The 17642-nt window shown below is 70.6% G+C and carries 20 protein-coding genes, 1 tRNA gene and 1 other RNA gene; 13 read left to right on the forward strand and 9 right to left on the reverse strand.

The genetic code is table 11. The features are described 5' to 3' along the window. The first annotated feature begins 54 nt into the window (after positions 1 to 54). Positions 55 to 1179 carry a hypothetical protein gene (locus ACFFCA_RS07105; protein WP_375483207.1) on the forward strand — a complete coding sequence of 375 codons (1125 nt, stop codon included), beginning with the start codon at positions 55 to 57 and terminating at the stop codon, positions 1177 to 1179. Between the two features lie 55 nt (positions 1180 to 1234). On the opposite strand, the gene aceE is transcribed toward ACFFCA_RS07105, so the two are convergent. Further along, positions 1235 to 4009: a pyruvate dehydrogenase (acetyl-transferring), homodimeric type gene (gene aceE, locus ACFFCA_RS07110; protein WP_375483209.1), complete on the reverse strand. Its 2775-nt coding sequence runs from the start codon at positions 4007 to 4009 to the stop codon at positions 1235 to 1237. Between the two features lie 164 nt (positions 4010 to 4173). On the opposite strand from aceE, the gene ACFFCA_RS07115 reads away from it, so the two are divergent. The 6 genes from ACFFCA_RS07115 to ACFFCA_RS07140 all read left to right on the forward strand — a co-directional run bounded on the left by ACFFCA_RS07115 (position 4174) and on the right by ACFFCA_RS07140 (position 8169). Next, positions 4174 to 4608, forward strand: coding sequence for a DUF3052 domain-containing protein (locus tag ACFFCA_RS07115; protein WP_375483211.1), 435 nt, complete (start codon positions 4174 to 4176; stop codon positions 4606 to 4608). Next, the gene (locus tag ACFFCA_RS07120) at positions 4605 to 5066 is read left to right on the forward strand and encodes a peroxiredoxin (RefSeq protein ID WP_375483213.1); all 462 of its coding nucleotides are present in this window, start codon (positions 4605 to 4607) and stop codon (positions 5064 to 5066) included. The genes ACFFCA_RS07115 and ACFFCA_RS07120 overlap by 4 nt, the downstream gene beginning before the upstream one ends. A 42-nt stretch (positions 5067 to 5108) precedes the next feature. Further along, positions 5109 to 6416, forward strand: a complete 1308-nt coding sequence (locus tag ACFFCA_RS07125; protein WP_375483215.1) for an SURF1 family protein — start codon at positions 5109 to 5111, stop codon at positions 6414 to 6416. A gap of 54 nt (positions 6417 to 6470) precedes the next feature. After that, positions 6471 to 6545: transfer RNA gene (locus ACFFCA_RS07130), tRNA-Val, on the forward strand. Between the two features lie 345 nt (positions 6546 to 6890). Further along, positions 6891 to 7589 (forward strand): transglycosylase family protein, encoded by a 699-nt coding sequence (locus ACFFCA_RS07135; protein ID WP_375483217.1) that lies wholly within the window; start codon positions 6891 to 6893, stop codon positions 7587 to 7589. Between the two features lie 118 nt (positions 7590 to 7707). Further along, positions 7708 to 8169: a MaoC family dehydratase gene (locus tag ACFFCA_RS07140; protein WP_375483368.1), complete on the forward strand. Its 462-nt coding sequence runs from the start codon at positions 7708 to 7710 to the stop codon at positions 8167 to 8169. A gap of 56 nt (positions 8170 to 8225) precedes the next feature. Here the strand turns inward: ACFFCA_RS07140 and ACFFCA_RS07145 are convergent, their stop codons facing one another. Continuing rightward, entirely contained in the window at positions 8226 to 8558 is a 333-nt protein-coding gene (locus tag ACFFCA_RS07145) for a PLD nuclease N-terminal domain-containing protein (RefSeq protein ID WP_375483219.1), read from the reverse strand. Positions 8559 to 8651: 93 nt separating this feature from the next. Here ACFFCA_RS07145 and ACFFCA_RS07150 point away from each other — a divergent pair, with 93 nt between their 5' ends. From ACFFCA_RS07150 to ACFFCA_RS07160, 3 genes are read left to right on the forward strand one after another with little or no spacing between them, the layout of a single operon-like run. Then, positions 8652 to 9815: a Nif3-like dinuclear metal center hexameric protein gene (locus tag ACFFCA_RS07150; RefSeq protein ID WP_375483221.1), complete on the forward strand. Its 1164-nt coding sequence runs from the start codon at positions 8652 to 8654 to the stop codon at positions 9813 to 9815. Between the two features lie 32 nt (positions 9816 to 9847). Further along, a complete protein-coding gene (locus ACFFCA_RS07155) occupies positions 9848 to 10585 on the forward strand; it encodes a zinc ribbon domain-containing protein (RefSeq protein WP_375483223.1) in 738 nt (245 codons plus the stop codon). After that, positions 10582 to 11664, forward strand: a complete 1083-nt coding sequence (locus ACFFCA_RS07160; protein ID WP_375483370.1) for a bifunctional RNase H/acid phosphatase — start codon at positions 10582 to 10584, stop codon at positions 11662 to 11664. The genes ACFFCA_RS07155 and ACFFCA_RS07160 overlap by 4 nt, the downstream gene beginning before the upstream one ends. A 41-nt stretch (positions 11665 to 11705) precedes the next feature. Here the strand turns inward: ACFFCA_RS07160 and ACFFCA_RS07165 are convergent, their stop codons facing one another. Both ACFFCA_RS07165 and ACFFCA_RS07170 read right to left on the reverse strand, forming a co-directional pair. Continuing rightward, positions 11706 to 12944 carry an SLC13 family permease gene (locus ACFFCA_RS07165; RefSeq protein WP_375483225.1) on the reverse strand — a complete coding sequence of 413 codons (1239 nt, stop codon included), beginning with the start codon at positions 12942 to 12944 and terminating at the stop codon, positions 11706 to 11708. 14 nt (positions 12945 to 12958) lie between these two features. Beyond that, positions 12959 to 13474: a VOC family protein gene (locus ACFFCA_RS07170; RefSeq protein WP_375483227.1), complete on the reverse strand. Its 516-nt coding sequence runs from the start codon at positions 13472 to 13474 to the stop codon at positions 12959 to 12961. A gap of 73 nt (positions 13475 to 13547) precedes the next feature. On the opposite strand from ACFFCA_RS07170, the gene rnpB reads away from it, so the two are divergent. After that, an RNA gene (gene rnpB, locus ACFFCA_RS07175) (RNase P RNA component class A) lies at positions 13548 to 13948 on the forward strand. A 154-nt stretch (positions 13949 to 14102) separates the two neighbouring features. On the opposite strand, the gene ACFFCA_RS07180 is transcribed toward rnpB, so the two are convergent. The 5 genes from ACFFCA_RS07180 to ACFFCA_RS07200 form a co-directional block, all read right to left on the reverse strand. After that, positions 14103 to 15068: a tyrosine-type recombinase/integrase gene (locus ACFFCA_RS07180; RefSeq protein WP_375483229.1), complete on the reverse strand. Its 966-nt coding sequence runs from the start codon at positions 15066 to 15068 to the stop codon at positions 14103 to 14105. Positions 15069 to 15211: 143 nt separating this feature from the next. After that, positions 15212 to 15538, reverse strand: coding sequence for a hypothetical protein (locus ACFFCA_RS07185; protein ID WP_375483231.1), 327 nt, complete (start codon positions 15536 to 15538; stop codon positions 15212 to 15214). 191 nt (positions 15539 to 15729) lie between these two features. Further along, positions 15730 to 16029 carry a hypothetical protein gene (locus ACFFCA_RS07190; protein ID WP_375483233.1) on the reverse strand — a complete coding sequence of 100 codons (300 nt, stop codon included), beginning with the start codon at positions 16027 to 16029 and terminating at the stop codon, positions 15730 to 15732. 23 nt (positions 16030 to 16052) lie between these two features. Continuing rightward, a complete protein-coding gene (locus ACFFCA_RS07195) occupies positions 16053 to 16493 on the reverse strand; it encodes an ImmA/IrrE family metallo-endopeptidase (RefSeq protein ID WP_375483235.1) in 441 nt (146 codons plus the stop codon). Further along, on the reverse strand, positions 16483 to 16995 hold the full coding sequence (locus ACFFCA_RS07200) for a hypothetical protein (RefSeq protein ID WP_375483237.1): 513 nt from the start codon (positions 16993 to 16995) through the stop codon (positions 16483 to 16485). Before ACFFCA_RS07200 ends, ACFFCA_RS07195 begins: the two co-directional genes overlap by 11 nt. Positions 16996 to 17105: 110 nt before the next feature. Between ACFFCA_RS07200 and ACFFCA_RS07205 the strand changes: the two genes are divergently transcribed. Both ACFFCA_RS07205 and ACFFCA_RS07210 read left to right on the forward strand, forming a co-directional pair. Next, the gene (locus ACFFCA_RS07205) at positions 17106 to 17378 is read left to right on the forward strand and encodes a helix-turn-helix domain-containing protein (protein ID WP_375483239.1); all 273 of its coding nucleotides are present in this window, start codon (positions 17106 to 17108) and stop codon (positions 17376 to 17378) included. Then, the gene (locus ACFFCA_RS07210; RefSeq protein ID WP_375483241.1) at positions 17375 to 17641 is read left to right on the forward strand and encodes a helix-turn-helix transcriptional regulator; all 267 of its coding nucleotides are present in this window, start codon (positions 17375 to 17377) and stop codon (positions 17639 to 17641) included. Before ACFFCA_RS07205 ends, ACFFCA_RS07210 begins: the two co-directional genes overlap by 4 nt. Position 17642: the final 1 nt, after the last annotated feature.

Consider the following 17642-nt stretch of genomic DNA (forward strand, 5'->3'; position numbering starts at 1 on the left):
AGCTGACAAGCTGCGCGAATCGGGGGTGTGGACAACGGCTGTCTGCGGTCGAGGATGTCCGATGCTGACGGCATGGTCGAGCTGCTGCAGGCCCGCGAACACGAGCGCTACCCCCGGACCGGGAGCACGACGCCCATCGCGGACTGGGGCCGGTTCTGGTGGGAATTGGCCGACTCGAGCGAGGTCGTCCGAGCCGCGAGTGTCCACGGATTCGTGCTCCGCGTCGCCGACCTGCGGGCGTTGGGGGTGACGCGCAGCAGGTACCGCTGGGCTGTCCGTAGTGGGGCGTGGGCGGCACCCGCATACGGGGTCGTCGCGCCGGTCGACCTGCGGCACGGGCCGGACGTCGGCAACTCCGGCGCGCATCTTGCGGCACGCCGCTACCACGCTGTCCAGGGCACAGCGGCCGCGCTGGTCCGCCCGGACGATGCCGTCTCCGGCCGAACCGCCGCGATCCTGCACGGGCTGCCCACCCTCATGGTCCCGCGACTACCGGAGCTGACGTCCCGGGCGCCGGACAGCATCGGTGTGCGACGCACCGTGCACCTGAAGGCCGCGACCCTCGACAGCTGGCAGATGAGTCGATGGTGGGGCGTCGAAGTCAGCGACGTCGCGCGCACTCTGGTCGACCTAGGACGAGAAGACGGTCGGGACGCGCTGATGGCCGCAGACGCAGCGTTGCGGGAAGGCGTTGTCACCGTGTCCGAGCTCGAGCGCGCGTTGCAGCTCGCCCGGGGATGGCCTGGAACACGTCGAGCCCGAGAGGTCTTGGACCTGGTTGACCCGCGCGCCGAGTCGCCCCTTGAGTCGCTGGTCCGGCTTGCTTTGCACGACGACGGGTTCCCGCCGCCCGAACTCCAGGTATGGCTCGGTGGCGACCGCGTCGACCTCTGCTGGCCCGACCACGGCGTGGTGCTCGAGGCGGACGGGCGGGAGAAGTACACCGCTGACGAGCGCTGGGCGGAGAAGAAGCGCGAACAGCGCCTTCGTCGACGGACGGAGGTCAGGACTGTCGAGCGGGTCACCTGGTCGGACGTCACACGAGGCTGGGCGCAGACCAGCGAACAGCTCTGGGCGTCGCTGGGCTTGGCCCCACCGCCGCCGGCTGAACCGAACAGTAGCCGGCTTGTCAGTCGAGATGGTCGTGATTTCGTGGCCGATCACGACCATCTCGACTGACAAGCGCTGCCCCCACAACGATGGGGAAGGCCGAGAATGTGAAAAGGCAAGAAAGCTACGCGGAGCCTTCCGTGTTGCCGGCCCCGGCCGCGGTCACCGAGCCGAGCTGGTAGCGGTCGAACGCCTCGCGGGGCGCCTCGCGCTTGACCTCGCCGCGGCGGGCCAGCTGCTCGAGCGTGGCGACGACGATCGACTGCGCGTCCACGTGGAAGAACCGCCGGGCCGCGCCGCGGGTGTCGGCGAAGCCGAAGCCGTCGGTGCCGAGCGAGGTGTAGTCGTTGGGCACCCACCGCGAGATCTGGTCCGGGACGGCGCGCATGAAGTCCGACACCGCCACCACGGGCCCGGTGGTGTCGGCGAGCGCGGACGTCACGAACGGCACCGGCGCGTCCTCGCCCGGGTTCATCAACGCCTGCTCCTCGCAGTCGATCGCGTCGCGACGCAGCTCGTTCCACGACGTCACCGACCAGACGTCGGCGTCGACGCCCCATTCCTCGCCCAGCAGCCGCTGCGCCTCGAGGGCCCACGGCGCCGCCACGCCGGACGCGAGCAGCTGCGCCCGCGGCCGGCCCTGGTCCTGCAGCCCGGGGGAGAACAGGTACATCCCGCGCAGCAACGCCGAGACGTCGAGGTCGGCGGGTTCGGCCGGCTGGATGATCGGCTCGTTGTAGATCGTCAGGTAGTAAAAGATGTCGTGGTCGCTGACCTCGGTGCCGGAGAACGCCCCCACGCCGTACATGCGGGCCAGGCCGGCCCGGACGATGTGCGCGATCTCGTAGGCGAAGGCCGGGTCGTAGGCCACGCACGCCGGGTTCGACGCGGCGAGCAGCAGCGAGTGCCCGTCGGCGTGCTGCAGCCCCTCGCCGGTCAGCGTCGTCCGGCCGGCCGTCGCACCCAGGACGAACCCGCGGCCGAGCTGGTCGGCGAGCTGCCAGAACTGGTCGCCCGTGCGCTGGAACCCGAACATCGAGTAGAAGATGTAGAACGGGATCATCGGCGTCGCATGCGTGGCGTACGACGTGGACGCCGCGATCAGCGAGGCCATCGAACCGGCCTCGGAGATGCCCTCGTGCAGGATCTGCCCGGTGGTCGACTCCTTGTAGGACAGCAGCAGGTCGCGGTCGACGGCCTCGTACTCCTGCCCGTGCGGCGAGTAGATCTTGGCGGTCGGGAAGATCGCGTCGAGGCCGAACGTCCGCGCCTCGTCGGGGATGATCGGGACGAAGCGCGCCCCGATCTCCTTGTCCTTCATGAGGTCCTTGAACAACCGGACGGTGGCCATCGTCGACGCCACCTGCTGCTTGCCGGACCCGCCGCGGAACTCGCTGTAGACCTTGTCACCGGGCTGCGCCAGCGGCTTGGCCCGCACGACGCGTTTGGGCAGCGCGCCGCCGAGGGCCGCGCGGCGCTCCTTCATGTACTGGATCTCGTCGGACTTCTCGCCGGGGTGGTAGTACGGCGGCAGGTCGGCCTCGAGCTCCTTGTCCGAGATCGGCAGGTAAAGCCGGTCGCGGAACGCCTTCAGGTCGGCCGCGTTCAGCTTCTTCATCTGGTGCGTCGCGTTGCGGCCCTCGAAGGACTCGAGCGTCCAGCCCTTGACGGTGTGCGCCAGGATCACGGTCGGCTGCCCGGTGTGCGCCCGCGCGGCCTCGAACGCCGCGTACACCTTGCGGTAGTCGTGCCCGCCGCGTGAGAGCTTGCGCAGCTCGTCGTCGGACAGGTCCTCGACCATCTTGCGCAGCCGCGGGTCGGTGCCGAAGAAGTGCTCGCGGATGTAGGCACCGCTCTCGACGGTGTAGGTCTGGAACTGGCCGTCGGGCGTCTGGTTCATCTGGTTCACGAGCGCGCCGTCGCCGTCACGGGCGAGCAGCGGGTCCCAGTCACGGCCCCAGACGACCTTGATGACGTTCCACCCGGCGCCCCGGAAGTACGCCTCCAGCTCCTGGATGATCTTGCCGTTGCCGCGGACCGGGCCGTCCAGGCGCTGCAGGTTGCAGTTGACGACGAAGGTCAGGTTGTCGAGCTCCTCGCGGGCCGCGACGCCGATGGCGCCGAGCGACTCGACCTCGTCCATCTCCCCGTCGCCGAGGAACGCCCAGACGTGCGAGTTCGCGGTGTCGGCCAGCCCGCGTGCGCTGAGGTAGCGGTTGAACCGGGCCTGGTAGATGGCGCCGATCGGGCCCAGGCCCATCGAGACGGTCGGGAACTCCCAGAACTGCGGCATGAGCCGCGGGTGCGGGTAGGACGACACCCCGTACGGGGCCTTGGACACCTCCTGGCGGAAGCCGTCGAGGTGCTGCTCGGTGAGCCGGCCCTCCAGGAAGGCACGGGCGTAGATGCCCGGGGCGGCGTGACCCTGGAAGTAGACCTGGTCGCCCATGGCCGGTTGCCCGGATGCGTCGGCGTAGTCCTTGCCGCGGAAGAAGTGGTTGAAGCCGACCTCGTACAGCGAGGCGGCCGAGGCGTAGGTGGCGATGTGCCCGCCCACGCCGACGGTCTTGTTCGCCCGCGACACCGCGATGGCGGCGTTCCACCGGATGTAGGCGCGGATGCGGCGCTCGATGTCCTCGTCGCCCGGGAACCACGGCTCGCGCTCGGGCGGGATGGTGTTGATGTAGTCGGTGCTGCGCAGCCCCGGCACCCCGACCTGGCGCTCGCGGGCCCGCTCGAGCAGTTTCAGCATCAGGTAGCGGGCGCGTTGCCGCCCGTCCGAGTCGATGGCCGCGTCCAGGGACTCCAGCCATTCCCGCGTCTCCTCGCGGTCTATGTCGGGCAACTGGTTGGGTAGGCCATCGGTGATGATGCCGAAACGGTCGCGGGTCACGCGCACTCCTCACTGGGTCGGGCAGTTCGACGAGGGCCGACGGGGTGGGCCGGTGCGTCGCCGATCTCCTCCAGTGAACACCCTGGGGAGCCGCTAGTGTCGGTCTACGAGTTACTCGGTGGTACAGCAGCAGCAAGGCACGCATCCGTCGAACAGAGGAGATCGTCGTCGTGAGCCCGACCGCCCCGTCCGGCAACGGACCGGGAATCGCCGAGCACCTGGGACTGAAGCCCGGCATGATCGTCATGGAGTCCGGCTACGACGACGACGTGGACGACGACGTGCGGGACAGCGTCGCGGATCTGATCGGCAACGACCTGGAGGACGAGGACACCGACGAGGTCGTCGACGTGGTCCTGCTCTGGTATCGCGACGGTGACGACGACCTGGTCGACGTCCTGGTCGACTCGATCTCCCCGCTGGCCGACGACGGCTACATCTGGCTGCTGACCCCGAAGCGGGGCCGCGGCAACTACGTCGAGCCGTCCGACATCGCGGAGGCTGCGTCCATCGCGGGCCTGTCGCAGACCTCGATCGCCACCGCCGGCGACGCCTGGTCGGCCGCTCGCCTCGTGGGCCGCAAGTCCTCCGGAGGAAAACGATGACCGCGCCCGCCGTCGGCGACAAGGCCCCCGACTTCACGCTGAAGGACCAGAACAACGAGGAGGTCACGCTTTCCTCGTTCCGCGGTGAGAAGGCGGTGCTGATCGTCTTCTACCCCTTCGCGTTCACCGGCATCTGCACCGGCGAACTGACCCGCGTTCGCGACGAGCTCGACACCTTCCAGAACGACGACGTGCAGGTCGTGACGATCAGCGTCGACTCGCCGTACACGCACAAGGTGTTCAGCGAGCGCGAGGGCTTCGACTTCCCGCTGCTGTCGGACTTCTGGCCGCACGGTGCGGTGGCCCAGGCCTACGGCTCGTTCCACGACGGGGGCGGCATGGCCATGCGGGGCACCTTCCTCGTCGACAAGGACGGCATCGTGCGCTTCGCCGAGGTCAACGGCCCGGGCGACGGCCGCGACGCGTCGGCCTGGCAGGCGGCGATCAGCGCCCTCTGAGCGCGAGCCCGGGTCCGGGCCGGCCGCACGTACGCTGAAGTCGTGCTGCGCGCCATGGTCTGGACGCTTCGCCAGCCGCGCTACGCGACGCTGGCCGCGATCATGCTGGTGCTGGCCCTCGGCTGCGTCGGGGCGGGCACCTTCGAGCTGCACCGCTTCCACGAGAAGCGCCACGACAACGGTGTGCTGCGCTCGAACGCGCACTCCGCGCCCGTGCCGCTGACGACCGGTCTGGTCCCGCTCACCGGCCGGGGTGATGCGCCGGGGGCCCTCGCGATCCGGTACTGCACGGTGACGGTCCGGGGCACGTTCGAGGCCGCGGGTCAGCAATACCTCGACGACCAGTCGCAGGGCGGCCGGCGCGGGTTCCTGGTGCTGACGCCGCTCCGCACCGCGGCGGGGATCGTGCTGGTGGGCCGGGGGTTCGTCGCCGCGACCGCGGACGAGACGCGCCCGGCCGCGATCCCGGGACCGCCGAGCGGACCGGTCACGCTGCAGGGGCGACTGCAGACCGTCTCGAACGGTACGGACCACGCCGGCCAGCTGCCCCGGGAGGAGATCACGGCGGTGAACCCGAGCCGCCAGGCAGCCCGCCTCGGCGCGCCGGTGTTCCAGACCTACCTCACCTCGTTGCGCGGCCAGCCGGGCACCGCCGGCCTGAACGCCCTGCCCGCCCCGGACCTGTCCAACCCGACCGGCGGCGCCGGTGAGCTGCAGCTGCTGTCCTACGTCATCCAGTGGTACGTCTTCGCCGTGCTGGCGCTGCTCGCACCGTTCGTGTTCGCCCGGGCCGATGCGAAAGAAGCTCGCAAACGCTTCCTCGGTCTCGACGACGACGACGTCGAGTTCGACCTGGCGGCACGGGCTGCATCGTCGGACGCGGCCCGCCCAGCGCTGCCGGGCGGCGGGGCCGACCCCGGGCCGGACCTCTCGCCGATGGTGCGACAGCGTGCTGAGCTCGCGCGCGCCGGGGCGGAGGCGCAGTGGCAGCGCGCCGAGCGGTTGGCCGACCGGTACGGACGTTCCCTGGGTCCGCGACCGGACCCGGACGCCGTGCGTCGGGCACCGGTCCTGCGCGAGCCGGCGGGCCCGGACAGCGACGTCACACCGCACCGCAGCGGGGACACCTACCACGGCTCGTACAACGACTACCTGTGGTCGCTGGCCATGGCCGACGGGCGGATCCCCGAGGGGACGCCCGACGCACCGCACGCGTCGTCGACCGATCGTCGCGGCGCACCGGACGAGACCCGAACGTCACCCCGGGTGATCGACGCCGATCCGGTCGACCCCCCGCCGGACAGGCCGCACACCGACGGGAGCGGCAAGGGCCCCGGTCGCGGGCGCTGAGCCCCGTCGTCGGTGGCCTGTACCCTCGGCGGGCGCGGCAGGGCCGTGCTGAGGGGGCGTTTAGCTCAGCGGGAGAGCACTCGGTTTACACCCGAGCGGTCACTGGTTCGATCCCAGTAACGCCCACCATCGCGCTCAGCTCGGTAAAGGGCGCGCGAGGCGGATACACCCGTCCACATGACGCGGGCAACCTTTTTTGCTTAATCGTTGCCTATATGTCACCGTCGTCGGCAGGCCGCGGGCCCTCCACACCGGAGGCTCGCCGCACCGGGCAGGGATGGTGCGACGTGCCGGCTCCGAACCAGGAGGGCCGCGCCGGGGCCGACCCGGGATCCCCGATAGCTGAACACAGGTCGCCACGAACACCCCTTCGGGGCGGCGACCGCTCGTCAGTGGCAGGCACCGAGCCCCACGACGACGGGGAACGATCCGAAAGCACGGCGCCAGGCGCCGTCGGGAAAGGCAAACACCTTCATGGCATCACGTTCCTACGTGCCTCGGCACAGCGCAGTCCCCGAGCCCTCCACCGGCGGCGTCCGCCGTTCGGTGACGGTGCTCGCGAGCTCCGTCGGGGCCGCCGCGGTGGCCACCACCGCCTTCGCGGGCACCGCCGAGGCGTCGTCCGCGCACCACACCGTCTGGGACCGCGTCGCGAAGTGCGAGAGCACCCAGAACTGGCACATCCACACCGGCAACGGCTACTACGGCGGGCTGCAGTTCGACTCGCACACCTGGAAGGCCTACAACGGCGGCAAGTACGCCGGCCGAGCTGACCGCGCCACCCGCGGTGAGCAGATCCAGGTCGCCCGTCGCGTGCTGAAGAAGCAGGGTCCGGGCGCCTGGCCGGTCTGCGGCCCGCGTGCCGGCCTGTCCAAGTCGAGCGGTCACGCCACCGGCGCACACCTGCCCGCGGACGCCGGCGACGGCATGAACGGCAGCGGCACCGTCCGCGCCGCGTCGAAGCACAAGCACGTCGCCAAGAAGCACGCGACCACCCACAAGTCGCGCGCCTCGCACCACGGCACGATCACGGTGCACCGCGGCGACACGCTCAGCCGCCTGGCCAGCAAGCACCACGTGCACGGTGGCTGGAAGGCCCTGTACCGGGCCAACAAGAAGCACCTGCACAACCCGAACGTCCTGCACATCGGTCAGAAGCTCGTTCTGCCGTGACCGTTCGGCAGCACCAGCACGGCAACAGCGTCACCGCGACGGCCCGGGCCTCATGGTCCGGGCCGTTGTCGTGTCGCTACGGTCGGGACGACACCCGAGGAGAGGACGCATCGTGGCACTGGCGACGTACGGCAGCATCGAGGACCTTGAGGCCGGGATCGGCGTCGAGGTCGGGCCCGGCGAGTGGTTCGAGGTCGACCAGGAACGCGTCAACGCCTTCGCCGACGCCACGAACGACCACCAGTGGATACATCTCGACGCCGAGCGCGCGGCCAAGGGCCCGTTCGGCCGCACCGTCGCCCACGGGTACCTGACCCTGTCGCTCGTGCCGTACTTCGTCGCCTCGCTGCGCGAGGTGCGCAACGTCGCGATGGCGGTCAACTACGGATTGAACAAGGTGCGCTTCCCCGCCCCGGTGCCCGTCGGCAGCCGGCTCCGGGCCACCAGTTCGATGGCCACCGTCGACCGGCTCGACGAGCGGTCGGCCCAGGTCGTCACCGTCGTGACCCTGCACATCGAGGGCACCGACAAGCCGGCGTGCGTCGCCGAGACCGTCGCGCGGATCTACTTCCAGGGCTGACGCGGCAGGGTCGACGCGGCTGGGTCGACGCGGCACGGCCGATACGGCTCGGTCCGTCAGGCCTCCGGGTCGTCGCGCTCCTGCTCGCGGGCCCGGCGCTGCTCGCGCATCCGCGCGTCCAGGGTCGCGAGGAACTCCTCGTCGTCGTCGGGCGAGCCCGGACGCGCCTGGGTACGTCCGGCACCGACGAGTACGCGCTGCTGCGTCCACGGCCGCCCGAACACCAGCCAGGCGATGCCCCCGATGGCTGCGAACACCACCACGATCAGCAACCACGCCAGCTTGGGCAGGGTGCGCACCTGGTCGCGGCGGGTGATGACGACGTCGATGATGCAGAACACCCACACGCCGAACGCGACCACGCCGAGAATCCCGTCGAAGAACAGCATGTGCATCCTCTCGTCGGGGTCGACGTCTCGGAGGCTACGCGACGGTATGAAGCGCCGGCTTTGAGTCCGGACGCACGGAGTAGGTTCGCCGTCGTGTCCGACCCCGGCAACGCGCCCACCCTGGGTGAGGTGAAAGCCGTCCTGGACGGCTGGTTCGACCCGCGCTGGGCCGAGTCGTGGGACGCCGTGGGTCTGGTCTGCGGAGATCCCGCCGAGCGCGTCGACCGCATCCTGCTCGCGGTCGACGCAGTACCGGCGACCGTCGCCGAGGCGGTCGACAACCGCGCCGGGCTATTGCTCACCCATCACCCGTTGCTGCTCGGCGGCGTCCACGGGGTGCCCGCCGACGACCCCAAGGGCGGCCTGGTCCACCGGATGATCCGCGGTCGGGTCGCGCACCTCGTCGCGCACACCAACGCCGACGTCGCCGACCCGGGCGTCTCGGACGCGCTGGCCGATCGCCTCGGGCTCACCGACCTCCGTCCGCTCGACGCTCAGGACGAACAGGTCGTCGACAAGCTCGTCGTCTTCGTCCCGCACGCCGACGCCGAGGCGGTGACGGACGCGCTCGCCGCGGCCGGGGCGGGCCGGCTCGGCGACTACGAGCGGTGCGCGTGGACGACCCGGGGCGAGGGCACGTTCCGGCCGCTGCCCGGCGCGAGCCCCGCCGTCGGTTCGATCGACGAGCTCACGCGCGTCCCGGAGACGCGCATCGAGATGGTGGTGCCCAGGACGGTCCGGGCCGACGTCGTGGCCGCCCTGCGCGCCGCGCACCCGTACGAGGAACCGGCGTTCGACCTGCTGGCCCAGGCGCCGCTGCCGTCACGACGCGGCACCGGGCGCCTCGGCGAGCTGCGCGACGCGACCGCGCTCTCCGCGTTCACCGAGCAGGTGGCGGCCGCGCTGCCGGCGACCGCGTGGGGCGTGCGGGCGGCGGGCGACCCCGAGCGGCCCGTCCGCACGGTGGCCGTGTGCGGCGGGTCCGGTGGCTCGCTGGCCGACGAGGCCCGCCGCCGCGGCGCCGACGCGTTCGTCACGGCCGACCTGCGTCACCACCCAGTCGTCGAGGCCGTCACAGAACGCGGCCCCGGCACGATGGCGCTGGTCGACGCCGCCCACTGGGCCACGGAGGCGCCGTGGCTCGACGCCGTCGCCGTGCGCCTGCGCGAACACTTCGGCACTACGGTGGACGTGCGGGTGTCGCGGCTCGTCACCGACCCGTGGACGGTGCACGCCCCGTCGCGTCCGACCCCCTGATCCCGACCGCACGCCGAGGAGCCCGACCGCACGTGAACGCCGATCCCGCCGACCAGCTCCGTCTGCTCGACCTGCAGGCCGCCGACACCGCGCTGGCCCAGCTCGCGCACCGCCGACGCACGCTGCCCGAACTCGCGCAGCTCGCCGCGAAGGAGAAGGACGCGGCCGAGGTCAACAACCGGGTGATCGACGCGCAGACCCTCGTGGCCGACATCGAGCTCGAGCAGCGGCGGCTGGAGAACGACGTGGACACCGTGCGCACGCGGGCGGCGAAGGACGACGCCCGGCTGCAGTCGGGCGGCCTGCCGTCGCGCGAGCTCGAGGGCCTGCAGCACGAGATCGCGTCGTTGGCCCGTCGCCAGTCCTCGCTCGAGGACGACCTGCTCGACGTCATGGAGCGTGCCGAGCAGGCCGGGGCCACGCTGGGCGTGGCGACCTCTGACGAGCAGGCCGTCCGCGCCGAGGTCAGCGAGCTGCAGGTCCGTCGGGACAGCTCGTTCGGTGAGATCGACGACGCGATCGGCCAGCGCGAACCGCAGCGCGCGGCCATCGCGAGCGCCCTGCCCCCCGACCTGCTCGCGCTGTACGAGAAGTCCCGCGCCAGCGGTGGGCACGGTGCGGCCATGCTGCGGCAGCGCCGGTGCGAGGGCTGCCGCATCGAGCTGTCGGGCAGCGAGGTGTCGGCCCTGCGCGCGGCCGCGCCCGCCGCGGTGGTGCGCTGCGAGAACTGTCGCGCCATCCTGGTCCGCACGTCGGAGTCCGGACTCTGACCACCCACGTCGTCGTCGAGGCCGACGGCGGGTCGCGCGGCAACCCGGGCCCGGCCGGTTACGGCGCGGCCGTGCTCGACCCCGCGACCGGCGCGGTGCTCGCCGAGCGCAACGACGGCATCGGCGTCGAGACCAACAACGTCGCCGAGTACCGCGGCCTGATCGCCGGGCTGGACGCGGCGCGGGAGCTGGGCGCGACGCACGTCGCCGTGCGAATGGACTCCAAGCTGGTCGTCGAGCAGATGTCCGGGCGCTGGCAGGTGAAGCACCCGGCCATGAAACCGCTGCAACGTCAGGCGGCCGAGCTCGCCCGCACCTTCGACGCCGTCGACTACACCTGGATTCCGCGCGCCGAGAACGCGCACGCCGACCGGTTGGCCAACGAGGCGATGGACCGCGCGGCCGGCATCGAACGACCGTCGCGCGCTGCGTCCGCAGCACCTCCTGCGTCCGGGTCCTGGACGCCACCCACCGGCCCGGCGACCCGGGTGCTGCTCGTCCGGCACGGCGCCACCGTCCACTCGGCCGAACGGCGCTTCTCCGGCCGCAACGACCTGCCCCTGAACGACGTCGGAACGGCCCAGGCCGTCGCGCTGGCCACGCGGGACTTCGGCGACGTCGACGTCGTGCTGGCCTCGCCGCTGCGCCGGGCGCGGCAGACGGCCGAGGCCATCGCGGCCCCGCGCGGGCTGGACGTGCAGGTCGTCGACGATCTCGTGGAGCTGGACTTCGGGACGTTCGAGGGGCTCAGCATGGCCGAGGCCCGGGCCGCCGACCCCGACGGCCTCGCGGCATGGCTCGGGTCGCCCGACGTCGCACCGCCGGGTGGCGAGTCGTTCGCCGCGCTGGCGCGCCGGGTGCGTCGTGCCCGCGACACGATCGTCGCCGAGCGCGCGGGCCAGACCGTTCTGCTCGTCTCGCACGTGACGCCCATCAAGACGCTCGTCCGCCTGGCCGTCGACGCGCCCCCGTCGGCGATGATGCGCATCCACCTCGACACCGCGAGCGTGTCCCGCATCGACTACGTGGGTGTGCACTCCGTCTCGCTGCGGCTGTTCAACGACACCAGCCACCTCTGACGCGCCGATCACCTGGGCGTCAGCAGGAGCGGAACGACGGGTCATACGCCGATGGTGCGCACTCCGAGCCACAGTGCGGTGGCGGCGAGGACGAGCAGCAGAGGGACGGTGAGCAGCCCGAGGCGATGGAACTGCGCGGCGCTCGGCTTCTCCTCGGCCGGCAGCAGCCGCCGCCAGAGCAACGTGGCCAGCGACCCGGGGTAGGTCGCGTTGGGTCCGATGTTGACGCCGATCAGGACCGCGAGCACCAGTGCCGGTTGCCCGTGCACGATCGGGATCAGGGCCAGCGTGGCCGGCAGGTTGTTCACCAGGTTGGCCAGCGCCGCCGCCACCGTGGCCAGGCCCAGCAGCGCGAGCCACGAGCTGCCGGACGGGACGAGGTGCTGCAGCCCGCCGGACAGGCCGTGCCGCGTCACGCCGTCCACGATCACCGCGAGGGCCAGGACGAACACGCAGAAACCCGGTGACGCCTCTGTGACCAGCTGCAGCGGCTTGATCGAGCGGGCATGCGGCACGAGGAGTGCGACGCATCCGACGAGGGCGGCCCAGGCCGGCGCGACGTCGATCGAGGACGTGACGACGAACAGCGCCACCGTCACGACCAGCACGACCAGCGCGTAGCGCGGGGGAGAGGGGACCTCGGTGGCGCGGGAACCGGTACCGCGCAGGTCGCGGCGGAAGAACGTGCGCAACCCGCCCCACTCCGCGACGCACACCAGCACCCACGGCAGCAGCATCAGCGCCGTGAAGTGCCCGAACGACAGGCCCGACGCCGTGAAGGCGAGCAGGTTGGTCAAGTTCGAGACGGGCAGCAGCAGCGATCCGCTGTTGGCCAGGCGGGTGCAGGCGTACAGGTGCGGGCGGGCCGGCACGCGCAACCGGGCCGTCGTCGTGAGCACGACCGGGGTGAGCAGCACAACCGTCGCGTCGAGGGTGAGAGTGGCGGTGACGCCGGCGGCCAGCATCACGACCAGGACGAGGAGTCGGCGCGGGTCGCCCTTCGACGCCGACGCGGCCACGGCACCGAGGTAGTCGAACACGCCGGCCTCGGCGCAGAGATGTCCGAAGACCAGGATGGCGGCGAGGAAGCCGACCGTCGGGCCGATCTCCCGCAGCGCGTGCAGGGCCGCGTGCCACGGGACGATCCCGAGCGCCACGACGAGCACGGCCGCGGGCACGGCCACGACGCTCTCGCTCAGACCGCGGGGGCGCGCCACCGCGAAGGCCAGCGAGGCGGCGAGCAGGATCAGTGCCACGACCTCTGCTGCGACGCCGTGCACGGCTGGAGCCTAGATCAGAGCAGTTCGACACCTTCGAACTGACCGAGCACCTCGCGGTAGAGCTCGACACCCATGCCGTTCGGGTCGCGCAGGTACAGGCTGTCGTCGGCGCCGCGGTCGGGGCCCAGGTAGTCGATGCCCGCGTCGTCGAGCTTGGCCCGGGCGGCGTCGAACTGCTCGGAGGAGACGGACAACGCGAGGTGTTGCAACGCGCCGATCGTCTCCCGGTACGGCTCGAGGTCCAGCCCCGGGAAGTCGAAGAACCCGAGCAGGTTGTCGTTGCCGAGGTCGAAGAAGAAGTGGCTGGAGCCGGCGTAGTCACGGTTCTCGACCAGCTCGACCAGGGGCATGCCGAGGAAGCCCTGGTAGAAGCGGATGGTCTCCTCGACGTCGCGGCAGACGAACGCCGCGTGGTGGATGCCGTGGGTCGTCGTTGCGGGCCGCTCACCGCGAGGACGCAGGTAGGTCGTGCGTAGCTGACGACGACGTTCGCGCACGGCCTCGAGTTCGGAACCGGTGGGTTCGGGCATGGCGTGAGCGTAGGCCGTCGGCCCGATCGGCGAGAACTCTCGACGCGGGCGCTAGGCTGTCGGGCGCGGCGGACGAGCCGACCGGACGGCCGCGTCGCACCCGCAGGGGTGCGCCGAGGAAAGTCCGGACTCCACAGGGCAGGGTGGTTGCCAACGGCAACCCGGGGCGACCCGCGGGACAGTGCCACAGAAAACAGACCGCCGGCACCTGGTTCGCCAGGAGCCGGTAAGGGTGAAACGGCGGTGTAAGAGACCACCAGCGTTGCGGGTGACCGCAGCGGCTCGGTAAACCCCACCCGGAGCAAGGTCAAGAACGGGCCGGTCCGCCGGCCCGGCGCAGGCGTTCGAGGGCGGCCCGCCCGAGCCTGCGGGTAGACCGCTCGAGCCTGCCGGCAACGGCAGGCCTAGATGGATGGCCGTCACCGTTGTCGTTCGACAGCGGAACAGGATCCGGCTTACAGGTCGACTCGTCCGTCGCCCGGCCCCGAGAATGCGGGCTGGGCCCCGTAAGTGCTGGGCTGCAGCATGGTGAGCCGTGGGGCCGTGCAGGGGCAGATGGGGAGTGAATGACGGCCAAATACGGCCATCTGAGCACCGGTGACGGCCAAATGACGGCCACGCGCAGGCGTCATTCCGGGGTTTCGTCGAACGCTCGGTCGACCGCGTCGCGGGTGCCCTCGTCGGCCGCATGCCACAGGTGGACGTAGGTGCGGAGCGTCTCCTCGAGCGTCGCGTGCCCCAGCCGCTCCTGCACCTCCCGGGGGGACCGGCCAGCCGCGATCAGCAGCGACGCGTAGAAGTGGCGAAGCTGGTGCAGCCCCTCACCCCGGGTGAGGCCCATCGCTTCGGCGGGGCCGCCGCCGGCCGCCGGCCGCCACGCCTTCCCCCACACGGTCCGGGTCAGCGGGGTGCCGCGCGCGGTCCGAAAGACGAGTTCGCCCGGCTCGGCCGGGTAGTCGGCGAGGTGCTTGCCGAGCGCGTCGACGACGTGCCGGGGCAGCGGCACAGTGCGGACCCCGGCGCGGGACTTCGGCGGCCCGAACACCGGCTCGGGCCCGCGACGTCCGGTCAGCTGCCGGTTCACCCGCACGGTCGCCGCCTCGAGGTCGACCCGGTCGCGGGTGAGCCCCCACGCCTCGGACGCACGGACGCCGGTCCCGGCGACGAGCGTGATCAGCGCCCGGTACCGGTCGGGTGTCGCGCGTTCGCCGGCGCGGACCTGCCCGACGGTGAGGGGCACGATCTCCTCGCTGACCACCTCTGGCGCCTTCACCCCGTCGAACGGCGACCCGGTGAGGATCCGGTCCCGGATGGCGTCGAGGAACGCCCCGGCGACCTGGCCGCGGACACCCTTCACCGTGCTGGGGGAGTAGCCGGCGCGCAGCAGGTCCGCCTGCCACGTCCGCACCGTCGACGGCATCACGGACGCGAGCGGTGTCGCCCCCAGGTAGGGGTAGACCATGGTCCGGAACCGGGTGCGGGTCGACGCGGCCGTCCCTGGCCGGTGATGCGCCTGCTGCTCCCGCCACGCCTCGAGGTACGCCTCAACGGTCTGCTGCCCCGCCGCCGGATCCACGTACGTGCTCGAGCGCACCTGGTGCCGCACCGACGTCGAGAAGTCCTCCGCCTCCGCCTTCCGCGCGAAACTCCGCGACCGCTCAACACCCGCCGGGTCGACATATCGGACCCGGTAAGAGACGCCACGCTTCCCCCGCCGACGCTGAATATGCGGCATGGCTAGTTGAAGTCGCCAGTCGCGATTGTGGCGATTCCTGCTGCGATGTCGCCTACCGTGTCAACCCGCGGCTGGCATGCATTCGTTACGTCGCCGACGAACGAGCGGGCGTAGTCGTCGGACTTGTCCTTCGCATCCAGGCGTCGAATCATTTCCTGCGACATGGCGAACCGTTGCGCGCCGGTCATGTCGTCGTCCCACTGCACACACGTCGTGTTCGTAATCGAGGTTCGCCACCCCGCATATCCGCCGTCACCCGAGGTCGACTTGTCTGAAGACTTCCCTACGAGATACAAGATGATCACGATGGCGACCAGCGCGACGGCCACAAGAGGGTTGCGATAGGCGTGCCGAGGTTTCGCCGCTGCAGCGCTGTCGCCGCCAGCAGTCGGAGCGGATGCACTCTGCTGTGCTCGGTGCACCGAGCACAACTGACCCTCGACCGTTACGGGAACCGGACAGCCCTCGCGCGCACATTTCATGTCACTGTTCCTCGTTCGGTTGTACACATACGGCGCTCTTAGCAGTAGTGCGTGGAGTGCACGACGGTCAGCAAGCGGTTGACGTACCACATCAGCGCGGCCGAGGGCGGGGGCCCGGACGACAGTCCGTTGACGCCGTTGACTGCTGCCGCCGAGTCGTCAAACAGCTTCTTACGAGCCGCGCTCGCTGAGTTGCCGCATGCGACGTCGGCGTCGGACACGATGTCATCGTCGGGCGTGTTCGGCGTGATCTTGTGCATCTGGTGCAGCATCTTGGATTTGGTCGACTCCGAGCTGCAGCCAGCGGCCGGAACAATTGCTAGCAGCGCGACCAGCATGCCGACAGCGCCGCGTCTAAGTCTCACGCCGCCGCCTCTTTCATACTCACGGCGCGCCATGTCAGCGCGCGTTCCCACGGCGCCATCCAGCGCCACCGCAGCTTCAGGAACGTGGGGGTGACATCGAGCTCGGCTGCGACCTCGCGGCCGTCTTGCGCCCACCGCACCACCTCGGCGAGCTGGTGGGCGTCAACGAGCCGTCGTGCGGCTAGCTTGTCCGCCGCGGATTCCATGCGTGACTCGAACCAGCAGACGCTGGTGCCGGTGTCGCCGGCGTCCATGTGGGCCAGCTCGTGCGCGAGGGCGCACCGCCGTTCCGCCTTGCTGATCGACTCGTCGACGAGGATCACGTCGGTCGACGGGCACCAGGCGGCGTGCAGAGGCGCGATCGGGTGCCACTCGATGTGGACGAGCGGGTAGCGGCGTGCCGCGTCGAGCCAGGGGTTGTACCGGTCATCGCTCATCGTCCAGTCGCCTCCGTATCGCGCGTGCCGTCTGGAGGGCACTCAGTTTCGCTGCGGCTATCACCTCGGCTCGTTCTGCCGCCCCAAGCCCCTCGAGGGCCTCGGCTGGCAGCGACGCGAGCACGGCGTCATCTTGCGGCGCGTCACCGACAGTTTCCGTGTCGTCCTGTCGCGGGTCGTCTCCGCGCACGATGAGGTCGATGCTTTCGGACGTCCAGCTGAGAGCTCGGGCGAGCTTGCTGCGTGTGGCGGATTGGGGCCAGCGGCTGCCGTTCAGAAAGTCGCCAACCGTGCCGACGTCCACCGCTGCGTTGCGTGCGAGGTCGCTGGTGTTCCAGTCGAATGCGCTCATCTGGGCCGCGACCGCCTGTCGGGCACGGTCGCGACCCGAGGACTCGGTCATGGTGGCGATCTCGCTCTCATGGGTTGAAGTGTTTCCGGGAACCAAAGGGAACAGCAAATTTCCGTTCCTGAACAGCGAGGCAGTTTTGTCCGGAAACACCGGTCTGTAGTTACAACAGGCGGGAACAAAATCCCCCGTAATCGTTGACCTTGCGAGAGTTTCTCGGGAACACCTTGCGTTGTTCCCCAAAGTTCCCTAGAGTTCTGGTCATGCCAAGGAACCCGGTCCCGCAGAGTGCGGCGCAGGAACAGGTACGTGTCGGAGCAACTCTGAAGGTGCTTCGGGAGAAGTCGGGACTCAAGCCCGATGAGGCGGCAAACCGCGTGCCCATCTCGCGGTCGTACCTCGTGAACATCGAGGCCGGTCGCAAGCCGCTGACACCCGTGCTGTGCGCGCGGTTCGCGGCGATCTACAACGCACCGCAGGCTGCCATCGTCCCGGAGGGCTACTTCCTGAACGAGCCCACCGAGGTGCCGGCATGAGTCAGCGGCCGGTTTCGGAGGAGCCGTTGATGTCGGCGCGTGACACCGCTGAGCGTCTCGGCACTCCATTGCAGACGTTCTACGACTGGCGCAAGCACGGCCGGGGGCCGAAGGGCTACCGCCTTGGCGGCCGCGTGCTGTTCCGCTGGTCGGAGGTCGAGGCGTGGCTGCAGCAGCAGCGCGAGCCGGACCGCCACCTGACTGCCGTTCGCCAGCTCCCGCGGGGGGTTGCTGGCGGACGGCGCACCACCACCCACAAGTAGC

The sequence above is a fragment of the uncultured Jatrophihabitans sp. genome (assembly GCF_964252635.1).
Lineage (GTDB): Bacteria > Actinomycetota > Actinomycetes > Mycobacteriales > Jatrophihabitantaceae > Jatrophihabitans.